This window comes from Paenibacillus mesotrionivorans (genome assembly GCF_046098205.1).
GTDB lineage: Bacteria > Bacillota > Bacilli > Paenibacillales > NBRC-103111 > Paenibacillus_AR > Paenibacillus_AR mesotrionivorans.
The window spans coordinates 1-14841 of record NZ_JBJURJ010000018.1; the positions used below are offsets into that span (position 1 = coordinate 1).

13 protein-coding genes and 1 rRNA gene are annotated in these 14841 nt (G+C 52.5%); 5 read left to right on the plus strand and 9 right to left on the minus strand.

Annotation, left to right across the window (positions count from 1 at the left end; genetic code table 11):
- From ACI1P1_RS23695 to dnaA, 9 genes are all read right to left on the minus strand, one after another.
- Window positions 1-72 (minus strand): 16S ribosomal RNA (locus ACI1P1_RS23695); the annotation flags it as partial.
- A gap of 378 nt (window positions 73-450) precedes the next feature.
- Entirely contained in the window at window positions 451-1521 is a 1071-nt protein-coding gene (locus tag ACI1P1_RS23700; RefSeq protein WP_416218934.1) for an HD-GYP domain-containing protein, read from the minus strand.
- A gap of 126 nt (window positions 1522-1647) precedes the next feature.
- Entirely contained in the window at window positions 1648-4137 is a 2490-nt protein-coding gene (gene gyrA / locus ACI1P1_RS23705) for a DNA gyrase subunit A (protein WP_416218935.1), read from the minus strand.
- 193 nt (window positions 4138-4330) lie between these two features.
- Window positions 4331-6247: a DNA topoisomerase (ATP-hydrolyzing) subunit B gene (gene gyrB / locus ACI1P1_RS23710; RefSeq protein WP_416218936.1), complete on the minus strand. Its 1917-nt coding sequence runs from the start codon at window positions 6245-6247 to the stop codon at window positions 4331-4333.
- A gap of 34 nt (window positions 6248-6281) precedes the next feature.
- A complete protein-coding gene (gene remB / locus ACI1P1_RS23715; RefSeq protein ID WP_416218937.1) occupies window positions 6282-6533 on the minus strand; it encodes an extracellular matrix regulator RemB in 252 nt (83 codons plus the stop codon).
- A 41-nt stretch (window positions 6534-6574) separates the two neighbouring features.
- Complete coding sequence (recF, locus tag ACI1P1_RS23720) at window positions 6575-7699, minus strand: DNA replication/repair protein RecF (protein ID WP_416218938.1); 1125 nt, start codon at window positions 7697-7699, stop codon at window positions 6575-6577.
- On the minus strand, window positions 7699-7920 hold the full coding sequence (gene yaaA / locus ACI1P1_RS23725; RefSeq protein ID WP_416218939.1) for a S4 domain-containing protein YaaA: 222 nt from the start codon (window positions 7918-7920) through the stop codon (window positions 7699-7701). Before yaaA ends, recF begins: the two co-directional genes overlap by 1 nt.
- Window positions 7921-7950: 30 nt before the next feature.
- Window positions 7951-9093: a DNA polymerase III subunit beta gene (dnaN, locus tag ACI1P1_RS23730; RefSeq protein ID WP_416219111.1), complete on the minus strand. Its 1143-nt coding sequence runs from the start codon at window positions 9091-9093 to the stop codon at window positions 7951-7953.
- A gap of 264 nt (window positions 9094-9357) precedes the next feature.
- Window positions 9358-10713 carry a chromosomal replication initiator protein DnaA gene (dnaA, locus tag ACI1P1_RS23735; protein ID WP_416218940.1) on the minus strand — a complete coding sequence of 452 codons (1356 nt, stop codon included), beginning with the start codon at window positions 10711-10713 and terminating at the stop codon, window positions 9358-9360.
- A gap of 495 nt (window positions 10714-11208) precedes the next feature.
- Here dnaA and rpmH point away from each other — a divergent pair, with 495 nt between their 5' ends.
- The 5 genes from rpmH (at window position 11209) to mnmE (ending at window position 14822) form a co-directional block, all read left to right on the plus strand.
- Window positions 11209-11343, plus strand: a complete 135-nt coding sequence (gene rpmH / locus ACI1P1_RS23740) for a 50S ribosomal protein L34 (RefSeq protein WP_113023626.1) — start codon at window positions 11209-11211, stop codon at window positions 11341-11343.
- Window positions 11344-11526: 183 nt separating this feature from the next.
- A complete protein-coding gene (rnpA, locus tag ACI1P1_RS23745) occupies window positions 11527-11895 on the plus strand; it encodes a ribonuclease P protein component (protein WP_416218941.1) in 369 nt (122 codons plus the stop codon).
- Between the two features lie 90 nt (window positions 11896-11985).
- Window positions 11986-12714, plus strand: coding sequence for a membrane protein insertase YidC (gene yidC / locus ACI1P1_RS23750; RefSeq protein ID WP_416218942.1), 729 nt, complete (start codon window positions 11986-11988; stop codon window positions 12712-12714).
- 13 nt (window positions 12715-12727) lie between these two features.
- A complete protein-coding gene (gene jag / locus ACI1P1_RS23755) occupies window positions 12728-13348 on the plus strand; it encodes an RNA-binding cell elongation regulator Jag/EloR (RefSeq protein WP_416218943.1) in 621 nt (206 codons plus the stop codon).
- A 94-nt stretch (window positions 13349-13442) separates the two neighbouring features.
- Window positions 13443-14822 carry a tRNA uridine-5-carboxymethylaminomethyl(34) synthesis GTPase MnmE gene (mnmE, locus tag ACI1P1_RS23760; protein WP_416218944.1) on the plus strand — a complete coding sequence of 460 codons (1380 nt, stop codon included), beginning with the start codon at window positions 13443-13445 and terminating at the stop codon, window positions 14820-14822.
- Window positions 14823-14841: the final 19 nt, after the last annotated feature.

Consider the following 14841-nt stretch of genomic DNA (forward strand, 5'->3'; position numbering starts at 1 on the left):
AACCCGCTCGACTTGCATGTATTAGGCACGCCGCCAGCGTTCGTCCTGAGCCAGGATCAAACTCTCCATAAAAGTGGCCCCGAAGGACCGTTATGTTAGAGCTGATTGCTCAATTGTTCAAACGTTTGGCTTCATTGTTTTGCTGCTCGTTGTTCAGTTTTCAAGGAGCTCGTTTGTTTCTTCGTCGTTCTCTTCTTCAAGAGGCGACTTTTTAAATATACCATATTCTCAACTCGATTGCAAGCTTTATTTTTTAATTTCTTTTTTTCTTTCGTTTCAAGCTTGCTCTCTCGAAGAGGCGAGTATTAATATATCATGCTTCAAAGTCGGAAGTCAACCCTTTTCCGAAAATAATGTCGAAATTCTTCGAAAGCCTGTTCCAGCCTACAAAAAAGCCCCAAACCGGATTGCCGGCTTGAGGCCCTGATTATCTATGAATAGCTAACCCATTCAGGAGATCTGCAGAATCTCCTGAATATAAAGCTCACGGTCCGAGGTGAGGTTAACGATTCTTCCGTTCGTATTTACCCAGGGGCGGGTAGGCGCATTGGGATCCGTAAATACAATGGCTCCGACCTGCCCGTTGTTCAGCCGGACAATGGTGCCGTTGGTGAAGGAGGCGGTCTTTTGTATAAACAGCTTCACCAAAGCAGGATCCAGCTTGCCGAAGGATTCTCCCTGCAAAGCCTCCAGTGCCGCATAGGGAGACAGGCTTTGTTTATAATAACGGGGGCTTGTCATGGCATGGTAGGTGTCCGCAATGGCAATGATCTTGGCATACGGGTGGATTTTGTCCCGTTTCATCGCCAGAGGATAGCCTGTCCCGTCTTCACGCTCATGATGCTGGATAGCGGACAGCTTGACCCCTTCATTAAGACCGGGCACATTCTTCAGCATCTGATAGCCTGCTACCGTATGGGCACGGACTTCTTCACGCTCCACATGCGTTAAGGCACCCTTCTTCTCCAGGATATTTTCATCCACCTTTGCATTCCCGATATCATGCAGCAGCCCGCCCAGTGCGACGGGGATCCAGTCCTTCACCGGCATCTCCAGCCATTTGGCCATTTGGTAGGCGGTAAGGGCCGTCATGATACTGTTATGCAAGAGATAATCCCTAATATGAAACGGGGCCGGTGCAAACTTAAGTATATTGTAATGGTCCGATTGCTGCAGAAGCGCCTCCAGACGCTGCCGAACCTCCAGGAGTGGCAGCGGGCCGCCGGACCGGAGTGTAAACATCACCTTGCGGAACAAAGCCAGCAGCTTATCATATTCAACAGACAGAGGAGAGGCCTGAGAGACCTTCTGCTCCGCTTCCTCGACTTTGCCCGCTTCCACCTCCACGGTTTCCCGCTTCCCGTCAATAGTGACGGCAGGAATCAAGAAGGCCTGCAGAATATCAAGCTCGCGCTGGAGGATAACCGTTCCTTTATCAAAAAGCAGGCTCCCACGTCTGGTAAGCGCCGATTCGGTTAATCTATCGCCAATTTTCAACTGCGACAAGGGTATAATCGCCATGGTTATTCCTCCGTTCAGAGCAACAATACTTATCTGTAACATGTTCATTGTAGGGGAAAATTGTGATGCCGTCTATGACGAAATAAAACAAAAAAAGCGGGGGCTCCCCCCCGCTCTTAAATAGCTTTATTCTCCGGCTTCTTCCTGTTCGTCCGCTTCCATATCGGATTCTGCATCGGAATCCGGATCATTTTCGTTCTTCTGGACCCGGGTCACCGTGGAAACCTCATCATCATCCTTGATGTTGATCAGGCGTACGCCTTGGGTGTTCCGGCCCATTTCGGAAATGCCGTCAATGCTCATCCGGATAATGGTGCCCTGTGAAGTGATGATCATCAGGTCCTCGTCCGCCTCAACCACCTTCAGGCCGACAACCGGGCCGTTTTTGGCAGTGATGTTCAGCGTTTTGATCCCCTTGCCGCCGCGGGTTTGAATACGGTAGTCCTCAACAGGTGTCCGTTTGCCATAACCCTTGGAGGTTACGATCAGTACGCTGCTGGACGGGTCGATAATATCCATATCGATAACCACATCCCCTTCAGACAGCTGGATGCCCTTCACCCCTGTAGCGGAGCGTCCCATCGGCCGCACATCCCCCTCCGGGAAGCGGATGGACATGCCGTCCTTGGTACCCATGACAATTTCCTTGTTGCCGTCAGTCAGACGGACACCGATCAGTTTGTCATCCTCCCGCAGGCCAATGGCAATCAGCCCGACCTTGCGGATATTGGAATAATCCTCAAGAGGGGTCTTCTTCACAATGCCCAGCTCGGTGGCAAAGAAGAGATTCTGCGCCGCGTTGAAATCCTCTACCGGAATAACGGCGCTGATTTTTTCACCCTGCTCGATTTGGATAAGGTTAATAATCGGTGTTCCCCGGGCAGTCCGGCTCAGGTCCGGAATTTCATAGGCCTTCAGACGGTAAGCCTTGCCCTTATCGGTGAAGAACATCAAGTAGTGATGAGTATTACTCACGAACAAGTGTTCCACGAAGTCGGATTCCTTGGTGTCCATACCGATTACACCCTTACCGCCGCGCTTCTGGGCCTTGTAGGTATGAACCGGAAGACGTTTGATATACCCGGTGTGGGAGATGGTGATGATTACATCCTCCTGGGGAATCAGATCCTCATCCAGGATGCTCTCTTCACCGATGGTAATCTCCGAACGCCGTTCATCCGCATACTTGTCGCGGATTTCCTTCAGCTCCTCGCTGATGATGGCCAGAATCAGCTGCTCATCGGCAAGAATAGCCTTATACTCGGCGATTTTCTTCATCAGCTCCTGATATTCCTCTTCGATCTTCTCGCGTTCCAGACCGGTCAGGCGCTGCAGACGCATATCGAGAATAGCCTGGGCCTGCTCGACACTAAGCCCGAATTGCTCCATCAGGCCGCTGCGGGCTTCCTCCGTTGTCCGGGAACCGCGGATCAGGGCAATTACCCGGTCCAGATGATCCAAGGCAATGCGCAAACCCTCCAGGATATGGGCCCGGGCCTCCGCCTTGCGCAGCTCATACTCCGTTCTGCGGCGGATAACCAATTTTTGGTGCTCCAGATAATGATACAGTGTTTCTTTCAAGCTCAAAATCTGCGGCTGGTTGTTTACCAGAGCCAGCATATTGATACCGAAGTTGGATTGCATGGCGGTATGCTTATACAGGTTATTCAGCACCACATTGGGATTTACATCCCGGCGCAGCTCAATCACCATCCGCATGCCGTTGCGGTCGGATTCGTCCCGCAGGTCCGTAATCCCGTCGATCCGCTTTTCCCGGACGAGCTCGGCGATGTTCTGCACCAACCGGGCTTTGTTGACTTGGTACGGCAGCTCGTACACGATGATGCGCGCTTTGCCGTTATGATCCTCGATATTAACCTTGGCCCGCATAGTGACGGAGCCGCGGCCTGTGTTATAAGCAGAGCGGATGCCCTCGCGGCCGATAATGTAACCACCGGTGGGGAAGTCCGGACCCTTGATAAAGGTCATCAAATCCATGGAGGTGGCATCCGGGAATTCAATCAGATGCTGAAGCCCGTCAATCACTTCGCCCAGATTATGCGGCGGAATATTGGTTGCCATCCCTACGGCAATCCCGGACACCCCGTTAACCAGAAGGTTGGGGAAACGGGAGGGCAGCACCACAGGCTCGTGCTCTTCACCATCATAGTTAGGTTGGAAATCAATGGTTTCTTTATTAAGATCGCGTAAAAGCTCCATGGCGATTTTGGACAGACGCGCTTCTGTGTACCGCATCGCAGCAGCCGCATCTCCATCGATAGAGCCAAAGTTGCCGTGGCCATCCACCAGCATATACCGCATGGAGAAATCCTGGGCCATCCGCACCATGGTTTCGTAGACAGCCGAATCGCCATGGGGATGGTATTTACCTATAACTTCGCCGACGATCCGCGCCGATTTTTTATGGGGCTTGTCAGGCGACATGCCCAGCTCGGACATGGCGTACAGAATTCTCCGGTGCACCGGCTTAAGTCCGTCCCGGACATCCGGCAGCGCCCGGCTGACGATAATGCTCATGGCATAGTCCATGAACGATTCCTTCATCTCCGAGCCAATATCCCGTTCCTTGATTTCCGATCTGATTTCTTCAGCCATTATGAACCCCCTACGCATTATGGGAACCGCACATGCGGCAGTTCACCATTGGTTCGCCGGTTGGGCGGGGAAAAATAACATTTTCCTATAACCAGACGATTTTGCATCAAATTCTATTATATTACGAATAGGACCGGCTGCAAACGGTTCTGTTTGTCCGGTCCTACGGATAATCCGATCCATGCAGACAGGATTAAATATCCAGGTTCTTCACATATTTGGCATGCTCTTGGATGAAATCCCGGCGCGGCTCCACATTGTCCCCCATCAGGGTATCAAAAATCAGATCCGCTTCAATCGCATCCTGAATGCTCACCTGCAAAAGAGTACGGGCTTCCGGGTCCATAGTGGTTTCCCACAGCTGGCCCGGGTTCATCTCGCCCAAACCCTTGTAGCGCTGGATATTCACTTTGGAGCCCTCGCCGAATTCCTGCATGATCTTATCCCGTTGGGCTTCGTTGTAGGCGTAGCGCACCACCTTGTTGCGCTCCAGCTTGTACAACGGCGGCTGTGCAATATACACATAACCGCTTTCGATCAGCTGCCGCATGTAGCGGAAGAAGAAGGTCAGGAGCAGGGTCCGGATATGAGCGCCGTCCACGTCGGCATCCGTCATAATAATCAGCTTATGGTAACGAGCCTTGGAAATATCGAAGTCCTCGCTGATTCCCGTACCCATGGCCGTAATGATAGCCCGGATTTCCGCGTTGGACAGAATTCTGTCCAGCCGTGCCTTTTCTACGTTCAGGATCTTGCCCCGCAGAGGAAGGATAGCTTGGAAGTGGCGGTCCCGGCCGGACTTAGCGGAGCCGCCGGCGGAGTCACCTTCCACGATGTACAGCTCGCTGATGGAGGCATCCCGGGAGGAGCAGTCCGCCAGCTTGCCCGGCAGGGAGCTGACCTCAAGAGCTCCCTTGCGCCGGGTAAGCTCCCGCGCCTTGCGGGCGGCTTCCCGTGCGCGGGCAGCCTGGATGCCCTTCTCCAAAATCCGTCTCGCAACAGCCGGATGCTCATCCATAAATTCCTGAAGCTTCTCGGCGAACATGGATTCCACAATGCCTCTGGCTTCACTGTTGCCGAGTTTGGTCTTGGTCTGGCCTTCAAACTGGGGCTCGGGAATCTTGACGGAAATAATCGCCGTCAGCCCTTCCCGCACATCATCCCCGCTGAGGTTCTGATCATTGTCCTTAATAGCCCCGGACTTGCGGGCATAATCATTCAGCACCCGGGTGAGAGCCGACTTAAAGCCCGATTCATGGGTTCCGCCCTCATGGGTATGAATGTTATTGGCAAAGGAATAGATATTCTCGGAATACCCCTCATTGTACTGGAGGGCAATTTCCGCCTGAATGCTGTCCTTGGTGCCCTCCACATAAATCACTTCATGGATGGCTTCCTTCTTGCTGTTCAGAAACTCCACAAATTGGGCGATACCGCCCTCGTAGTGGAAGCTGTTCTGGACGCCGGTGCGCTCATCAGTCAGGGAAATATGGATGCCCTTGTTCAGGAACGCCAGCTCCCGGATCCGGGATTGCAGGATATCGTATTCGTATTCAGTGGTTTCGGTAAAAATCTCCACATCCGGCTTGAAAGTAATGGTGGTGCCGGATTCTTCCTCGTTATCCAGCTCATCGATCACCTTCAGGTCATATTGGGGTGTGCCGCGTTTAAATTCCTGGCGGTACACCTTGCCCTTGAGCTTAACGGTAGCCGTCAAGTGCTCGGACAGGGCGTTAACAACCGAAACACCTACACCGTGGAGACCGCCGGATACTTTATAGCCTTCGCCGCCGAACTTGCCGCCGGCGTGCAGCACGGTAAGCACCACCTCAAGAGCGGGACGTTTGGTTTTTTTCTCTTCACCGACGGGAATGCCACGGCCGTTATCGATGACCGTTATGCTGTTGTCCTGATGGATAATGACATCGATTTTGTCACAATAACCGGCCAGGGCCTCGTCAATGCTGTTGTCGACGACTTCCCATACCAGGTGATGCAGGCCGCGGGAGCTGGTGGAGCCGATATACATACCGGGCCGCTTGCGCACCGCTTCAAGGCCTTCCAGCACCTGAATCTGGTTCTCGTCGTACGTATTGGGGTTGACGGACATGGACCTTTCACCTACTTTTCATGTTTCAATTCTTTTATCCGTTCACGTATAAGTGATGCGCGCGCTTTTTGAGAGTGGCGGAGGAAATGGGGGAGTAATACACCTTGTCCAGGGTTACGACCAGCGACTTGCATTCCTCTTCGCCGATATACTCCACCCTTGCTTCTTCTCCGGCGCGGGAGGTAAACTGCTTCGTCACCTTGGACGTTTTCTCGATGGACAAATCGAATATGCCGACCAGCTCCGACGTGCGGATAATCTTCTCACCGCCCAAATGGATAAACAATGGTTCTTCCTCCCGTTCACCGATTTTCACCGCAATGCCCGCTATTGCTGCTCTGTGACAATGGAACCCTCCCGAACCTGAAATACGGCCAGATCGGGGATTTTGGATAGATCCACACTCTCCATGCCGGTGGTCGTAATAAAGGTTTGCACCTTATTCTGGATGGTCTCGATGAGCTGCGTCTGCCGGTTCTGGTCCAGCTCCGAGAGCACATCATCCAAAAGCAGAAGGGGATATTCGCCGACTTCCTCGTTAATGAGCTCCAGCTCCGCCAGCTTCACCGATAAGGCGGTGGTCCGCTGTTGCCCCTGGGAACCGAAGGTCTGCACTTCCTTGCCATTGATAAAAAAAAGCAGATCGTCCCTGTGGGGGCCCACCAGAGTCGTTCCTCTGCGGAGTTCCTGATCCTTTACCTCAGATAACTTTATCATAAATTGCCTAAATAGGATAGTTTCATCTTCGCCTGCGGTCTCGCCGAAGCTAGGTTTGTACTCGATCTTCAAGGCTTCCTTGTCGGCAGTGATGCCCGAATGGATCGTTCTGGCCCAACGCTCAAGCTTCTCTATAAAGCTTTGACGTTTTTTCATAATCTTAGTACCAAAGGTTGCCAATTGTTCATTCCAAACCTGCAGCATCTCCGTTTTGGCGCCTCCACCCGGCCCCCCGTGCTGCTTCAGATAGTGGTTGCGCTGCTGGAGAATCTTCTGGTACTGGGTAATGTCGTAGAGATAGCCGGGATGGACCTGGCCGATTTCCATATCCAGAAACCGGCGGCGGATCCCCGGCGCACCCTTCACAATCTCCAGATCCTCCGGCGCAAACATCACCACATTCAGCGCTCCGACAAAGCCGCTCAGCTTCTTTTGTTCCAACCCGTTTATCCGCGCCTTCTTGCCCTGGGCGGAAATCTGCAGCTGCAGCTTGCAGGGGCCGTACTTTTTGTCCACTTCCCCATAAATCACCGTTTCCGGCCTGTCCCAGGCGATAAGCTCCTTGTCCTGGTAGGTACGGTGGGATTTGGTCAAGGCCAGCACAAAAATAGATTCCAGCAGATTGGTTTTACCCTGGGCGTTGGGGCCGATGAACACATTCACGGCCTTGTCGGTACTCAGTTCGATGCTCCCGTAATTGCGGTAATGCTGGAGAGCCAGCTTCCGGAGAAACATCAGCCCTGCTCCGCGGCCAGAAGAAAGGCGCCTGCACCGGCAACCTCAACCCGGTCTCCCGGATAAAGCTTCCGCCCCCGTCGGTTGTCCGGCTCACCGTTTATCTTGATGGCGGCTTCCGCCAGGAATGCCTTGGCTTGCCCGCCGGAGCCGATCAGGTCGGTAATCTTCAAGAATTGGGCCAGGGTAATGTACTCTCCGTGAATGGAAATGGTGGTCATATCCGTTTTCTCCTTCGGCCTGAACGTGGCTTAATTGGTGGTCCGGTACGGCAGAATCAGCTGGAGAATAGGTGTTCCGTCTTCTGGCTGGATAATGATGGGGCTCATAGAGCCGGTAAAGCCGATCCGCACCTTGTCGCTGTCCACCACTTTTAGGGCATCCAGCATATATTTGGAGTTAAATGAAATCTTAAGCAATTCACCTTCCAGCCCGGAAACTACCAGAGTCTCCGTAACCTTGCCCAATTCCGTCGAGCTGGAGCTGACCTCAATGGTCTCATGGTCGATCATCGCCATCCGGACAATATTGCTGCGCTCTTCCCGGGACAACAGATACGCCCGGTCAATGGCATCCATCAGCTCGCGGGTGCGTACCACCATTTGGGTTTGGAAGGATTTCGGGATCAGCTTGCTGGTATCCGGATACGTACCCTCCAGAATCCGGGAATAGAACAGGATCCGCTCCATCCGGAACAGCACCTGGTTGTCGGATACAACCATATCTACCAGGGTATTGCCGTCGGGAAGGATTTTGCTCAGTTCGTTCAAGGTACGCCCGGAAATAACCACATTGCTGAACTGGGCGTTTTCGTCGGCTTCCATAGGCGTATGCCGCTGGGCCAGCCGGTGACGGTCACAGCCGATGAGCTTCAGGGTATCGTTGTTCAGGATCCACTGCACGCCGGTAAGAACGGGTGTTGCCTCTGTGGCGGAAACGGCAAAAGCCGTTTGGCGGATCATGGTTTTCAAGAGATCGCTGGCTACGGTGACGGTTTTGTCCTCTTCAATCTCAGGCAGCAGCGGATATTCCTCCGGATCCAGACCTACCATCTGGATTTCAGAGGAGCCGGCACGAATAACGGTCTGGAACTGCTGGGAGACCTCGATTTCGATGTGGTCGGAAGGCAGCTTGCGTATCATTTCCATGAAGAACTTGGCCGGAAGCACAACACTGCCTTTTTGGGTTAAGCGGATAATCTCCTTGCCTTCCTGCTCCATGGGAATAAAGGATTGGATGGAAATATCCGTATCGCTGGCAGTCAGGGTCAAGCCGGAAAAGGACGCATCAAGCTTAATCCCGCTCAAAATGGGAAGGGTGGTCCGGCTGGATATGGCTTTAGCCACATGCTGGATGGATTCGTTCAAGAAATCTTTATTAACGGTTAATTTCATCATGGTCACTCCTGTGGTTCTAAAATAAAAGTCGCCGCATACATTTTTCCTATCATGCCAAACCAAAAAGAGGGACGGCGCCCATGCTGAACGCCGCCGCGCTGGTTGATGAAAATGCCGTTTATGGCCTCTTACATGTATACGTATATTCTTTTAAAGAAAAGTAGAGTAAGTAGTAGGTGCGGTGGATATGTGGATATGTGCATAAAACACTGAAAAGAAAAGCCTATCCACATGTGAATAGTTTGTGCATAGGCGCTAAGGTTATGAACCGGGATTTCGGATCCGTTCGGTTAAATTTCGTACAATTTTGGCAAGCTCCTGGTCAGCAGCAAGCGACGAGGAGATTTTTTCGTGGGCATGAATCACAGTGGTATGGTCCCGGCCTCCAAAAGCCTCGCCAATCTTGGGCAGGGAGTGCTCCGTCAGCTCTCTGGAGAGGTACATGGCCACCTGCCGCGGGAAGGCAACTGCCTTCGTCCGCTTGCGCGCCTTGAAATCCTCAACCTTCATTCCGTAGAACTCGCCCACCCGCATCTGGATGTCGTGAATGGTGATGACCCGCGGCTTGTTGTTAGGGATGATATCCTTTAGGGCTTCTGCGGCCAAATGGACGGTGACATCCTCATTAATGAGCGAGGAGTAGGCCACCACACGGATTAGCGCACCCTCCAGCTCCCGGATGTTGGTATCGATCTGGTTGGCGATATACACCATGGCCTCATTGGGAATGTCCAGGTTTTCGGCCCGGGCCTTCTTCCGGAGAATGGCGATCCGCGTCTCCAGATCAGGCGGCTGAATGTCGGTAATGAGCCCCCATTCGAAGCGGGAGCGCAGCCGGTCCTCCAGCGTGGGAATTTCCTTAGGCGGACGGTCGGAGGAGATGATAATCTGCTTGCTCTCCTCATGCAGGGCATTAAACGTATGGAAGAATTCCTCCTGGGTGCCTTCTTTGCCGGCGAGGAACTGGATATCGTCGATCAGAAGCACATCAATCTTCCGGTATTTGTTGCGGAAGCTTTCGCCCACATTGTCCCGGACGGCATTGATGAATTCGTTGGTGAATTTCTCGGAGGAAATGTAGAGCACCTTGGCGCTTGGATTATGCTCCAGAACGTAGTGGCCGATGGCATGCATCAAGTGGGTTTTCCCCAATCCCACACCCCCGTACAAAAACAGAGGGTTGTACGCTTTAGCCGGCGCTTCCGCCACAGCCAAAGAAGCGGCATGGGCAAACCGGTTGCCGCTGCCGATAACGAAGGTGTCAAAGGTATATTTGGGGTTCAGCGAAAAGGAATCCTCATGCAGCATCGCAGCGGGCTTGGGCGGTTGTACCGCCGGCGCCGTCTGTACTGCCGCGGGAGGCGGCACGTCGTCGATGGTGAATTGGATCTCCACATGCCGGTCCAGCGTCTCCGCAACCGTGGACTGGATCAGCTTGGCATATTTGGCCTCCAGCCATTCCTTGGCGAAGGTGTTCGGCGCGCATATCAAAAGCGCGTTCTCGTTGAACACGGTCGCTTTGGTGGATTTCAGCCAGGTATCGAAGCTCGGTTTGCTGACCTTGGTCTGGATGACGGAGAGGATCTGTTGCCATAATTCATTGGCAGGGCTATCCACTAACACTTCACTCCTTACGGGAAAAAACAAAATTCTGCAATCTTCAAGCAGCTCTAAGAGCGGTTGGACATGACGTCCGCTAAGTCTGTCGAAATATCCACATAGTTAAGAAAATTCCTCTACGGCTTATCCCGTTAAAGGAATGTTGTTCACATCTTTATCCACAGGCTGTGCATAAAACAATGGTATAACCTAACTATCCACAGCCGAAACAATATAAATATATCAAAAGAAAGTAGCGTTTTCAATGATAATCTCCGATTTATCCACAATTCCCACCCCTTGTGCAAAACTTTTATCCACCATACTACATATTGTTAATAAATTGTTTACGAATCGACAGCGTACCTTGTTTTCCACTTTTTTTTGTACACAGGAGGATAAAGGAAGATGTGGACGGGGAGAATGAGGTTGACATCAAGCGTAGAAAATGATTTAATATTGAAAGGTATTTTTAGAACTCCTCGTTTGAAGTTCTTAAGGGAGGTGCAATAAATGAAACCATCGTTCAATCCGAATGTAAGCAAGCGCAAAAAGGTGCACGGCTTCCGCAAGCGCATGAGCACGAAGAATGGCCGCAAGGTACTCGCCGCGCGCCGCGCAAGAGGCCGCAAGGTATTGACGGCCTAAGCATAAAGACCACATTGCGTGGTCTTTTTTGTTAACAATCGTTCTCGATATCCGGTTTTGCCAGGAACGCCCGCCGTCTTTTGCGAAAAGACGCCGACAGGCGTTTATCCTTATGCGTGGAGGTTTTACGCTTCGGCAATTTGGGCAAAACTGATGAATAAATAGGAATAGGCGGATGCTGCGGTGCAGAAAGAAAACCGTTTGACCCGGCGTGAGGATTTCAATAAGGTGTACCGGTACGGCAAATCCGCGGCCAACCACCAATTTGTCGTGTATGTGATGAACCGCCATTCGGCTTCGGCCGGCGACGGCTTCCGGCTGGGGATCTCCGTCAGCAAGAAGGTGGGCAATGCGGTGGTCCGCAACCGCCTGCGGCGGCGGATTAAAGAAATTGTACGTTTAAATAGGGAAAAGCTTGTGCCGAAGAAGGACTTTATCCTCATTGTGCGCAAGCCTGCCGCCGATCTGGAATATGCCGACATGGAGAAAAGTATCCTTCATGTATTGAAGCGGGCAGAGCTTCTGGTGAAGAAGGGACAGCCGCCAGGTTGACCAGTTTCAATCACCGGATAGATATGATATATTTAGTGTGGACTTGACTGCGTACAGGATGCCTGGTTGCACCCATAAGGAGGAAATGTGTTGATTCGTCGTTTGCAGAAGCTGTGGCCCTTGGGGCTAGTTGTTTTTTTGTTGTCCGCGTGCGGCAGACCCAGTGATCTGAGCCAAGAGCGCACCGGAATTTGGACCAAATATTTTGTAGGTCCGCTGTCGGATACCTTGGACTGGTTTGCCCATCTGTTATGGGGTGAGTACGGCCTATCCATTCTGGTTATGACCATTATCATCCGGACGATTATTCTGCCGTTGACTCTTCGCCAGTATAAGAGCTCGAAGGGCATGCAAGCGCTGCAGCCTGAGCTGGAGAAGCTGAAGAAGAAGTATAAGGATGACCCCAAGAAGCAGCAGGAAGAGACCATGCTCCTGTTCCAGAAGAATGGTGTCAACCCCTTGGCCGGATGTTTTCCGATCCTGATTCAGATGCCGATTCTGATCGCGCTGTATAACGCGATTATGTACAACCCTTATATTCATGAACACACCTTCTTATGGCTGCAGCTGTCCCAGAAGGATCCTTATTATATCCTTCCGATTCTGGCATCCATTACGACCTTCGTACAGCAAAAGGTCATGATGTCGTTGCAACCGAACCAATCCAACCCATCCATGAACATGCTGCTGTATATTTTCCCGGTCATGATTTTTGTCATGTCCATGTCTTTCGCTTCCGCTCTTCCGCTTTACTGGGTATTCAGTAATATCTTCACGATTGTGCAGAACTATTTCATTTATCGTCCATCCAAAAAGTAGAGGTGGCAGATTCATGACGAAGACGCTCATCGTCACGGGAAAAACGGTTGAAGAAGCGGTCAGGCAAGGATTGACCCAATGGAACGTTCCCGATAACCGGGTTAAGGTTGATGTACTGGAGCAGCCCGCCAAGGGACTGTTCGGTCTGTTTGGCGTGAAGGAAGCGAAGGTCCGGCTGGAGCTTATCCCCGATGCGGTGGAAGAGGCGACCCAGTTTCTCCAGGATATCTTTGCGACCATGCATGTGAAAGCAACCATAGAGCGTAAGGATGACAAGGACGCTATTCTGCTGAATATTAAAGGCGGCGAGCTTGGCATTCTTATTGGAAGAAGAGGGCAGACGCTGGATGCCCTGCAGTATCTGGTGAATATTGTGGCTAACCGGTTCTCGGACAAGCACATCCGGATTGTTCTGGATGCGGAGGAGTTCCGCGAACGGCGGCGCAAGACCCTGGAGGAATTATCTTCGAGGCTGGCTACACGGGTTGTCCGGACCAAGAAGGATGTGGTGCTGGAGCCTATGTCCCCGGCGGACCGGAAGATCATCCATTCCCAGCTGCAGGATCATCCTACGGTTCGGACCTACAGCAAGGGAGACGAGCCTAACAGGCGTGTTGTAATTTCGCTACGATAACGAAATGACGCAATGACTTCAGGCGGGTGATGAGGTCATTGCGTTTTTTGTAAGCCGGAATGTCCGGTAATTCCGGGAGGAAGGGGAGTTATGCATGACGATTAAGGACACCATTGCAGCCATCTCCACCCCCATGGGAGAAGGCGGAATTGCGGTGATCCGCATCAGTGGCGGCGGTGCTGTGGCTGTAGCCGATACCGTTTTCCGGTCGAAAATGAAATTAGCCGAGGTACAGACACATACAGTGCAATATGGACATATTGTTGACCCTGCTGATGGGGAGCGAGTGGAGGAAGCCTTGGTCACGGTCATGCGCGGCCCCCGTTCTTATACAGCAGAGGATGTGGTGGAGCTCAGCTGCCATGGCGGGTTGGTTTCCGTCCGCAAGGTGCTGGAGCTGGTTCTGGCATCAGGAGCAAGACCAGCCGAACCCGGGGAATTTACGAAGCGGGCTTTCCTGAACGGGCGAATCGACTTGAGCCAGGCGGAAGCGGTGATGGACCTGATCCGGTCCAAGTCGGACAAGGCCTTTAAATCGGCGCTGCGTCAGGTGGACGGCAGTCTGTCCCGGAAAATTAAGAGCCTGCGCAGCCAACTGCTGGCGTTAATGGCCCATATTGAGGTCAATATTGATTACCCGGAGCATGATGTGGAGGAATTGACAGGTGCCCATATCCGCGGGGAAACCAGTGAAGCCCTCAACCAGGTGAGGGGTATGCTTAGTTCTGCCCGTCAGGGCAAAATTCTGCGGGAGGGCATTGTGACGGCGATTGTAGGCAGGCCCAATGTTGGCAAGTCCAGTCTCTTAAATGCCCTGACCCAGGAGAATAAAGCGATTGTTACGGATATTCCCGGAACCACGCGGGATGTAATAGAGGAATACGTTACGGTCAACGGCATTCCCCTGCGGCTGCTGGATACAGCCGGCATTCGGGAAACGGCAGATATAGTGGAGCAAATCGGCGTATCCCGGTCCCGTGGCGCATTGGCCGAAGCGGACTTGGTGCTGCTGGTGCTAAGCGGCTCCGAACCTTTGGGGGAGGATGACCGGAAGCTATTGGATGAGCTGGACGGCAAGGAAACGCTGGTTGTGGTGAATAAGATGGACCTGCCCCAGCGTGTGGAGCTGGATGAGATTCGCGCCCGGTATCCGGAGGACAGGATCATCCGGATCTCCGTACAGGCGGAGGAAGGTCTTGAGCAGCTGGAGCAGGCTGTGACGCAGCTGTTCCTGTCCGGTCAGGTGGAGCCGGAGGATATGACCTATGTGAGCAATGTCCGGCATATCCATCTGCTGCAGAAGGCCCAGGGTTCTCTGGAAGAAGCCTTGGAGGCTGCAGGCTCCGGCGTTCCCATCGATATGATTCAGATTGACCTGCGCAATGCATGGGAGGAGCTGGGGGAAATTATCGGCGACTCGGTGGGGGAAACCCTGATCGACCAGATTTTTAGCCAATTTTGCCTGGGTAAATAATGGCCTGTTCCTATGGGGA

What these genes read in the sequence shown, in the direction of transcription:
- recF (WP_416218938.1), bottom strand. Translation starts at nt 7,699, where the DNA reads ATGTTTCTCCGGAAGCTGGCTCTCCAGCATTACCGCAATTACGGGAGC.
- ACI1P1_RS23700 (WP_416218934.1), bottom strand. Translation starts at nt 1,521, where the DNA reads ATGGCGATTATACCCTTGTCGCAGTTGAAAATTGGCGATAGATTAACC.
- yaaA (WP_416218939.1), bottom strand. Translation starts at nt 7,920, where the DNA reads ATGACCACCATTTCCATTCACGGAGAGTACATTACCCTGGCCCAATTC.
- gyrA (WP_416218935.1), bottom strand. Translation starts at nt 4,137, where the DNA reads ATGGCTGAAGAAATCAGATCGGAAATCAAGGAACGGGATATTGGCTCG.
- gyrB (WP_416218936.1), bottom strand. Translation starts at nt 6,247, where the DNA reads ATGTCCGTCAACCCCAATACGTACGACGAGAACCAGATTCAGGTGCTG.
- jag (WP_416218943.1), top strand. Translation starts at nt 12,728, where the DNA reads ATGACGAAGACGCTCATCGTCACGGGAAAAACGGTTGAAGAAGCGGTC.
- dnaN (WP_416219111.1), bottom strand. Translation starts at nt 9,093, where the DNA reads ATGAAATTAACCGTTAATAAAGATTTCTTGAACGAATCCATCCAGCAT.
- rpmH (WP_113023626.1), top strand. Translation starts at nt 11,209, where the DNA reads ATGAAACCATCGTTCAATCCGAATGTAAGCAAGCGCAAAAAGGTGCAC.
- mnmE (WP_416218944.1), top strand. Translation starts at nt 13,443, where the DNA reads ATGACGATTAAGGACACCATTGCAGCCATCTCCACCCCCATGGGAGAA.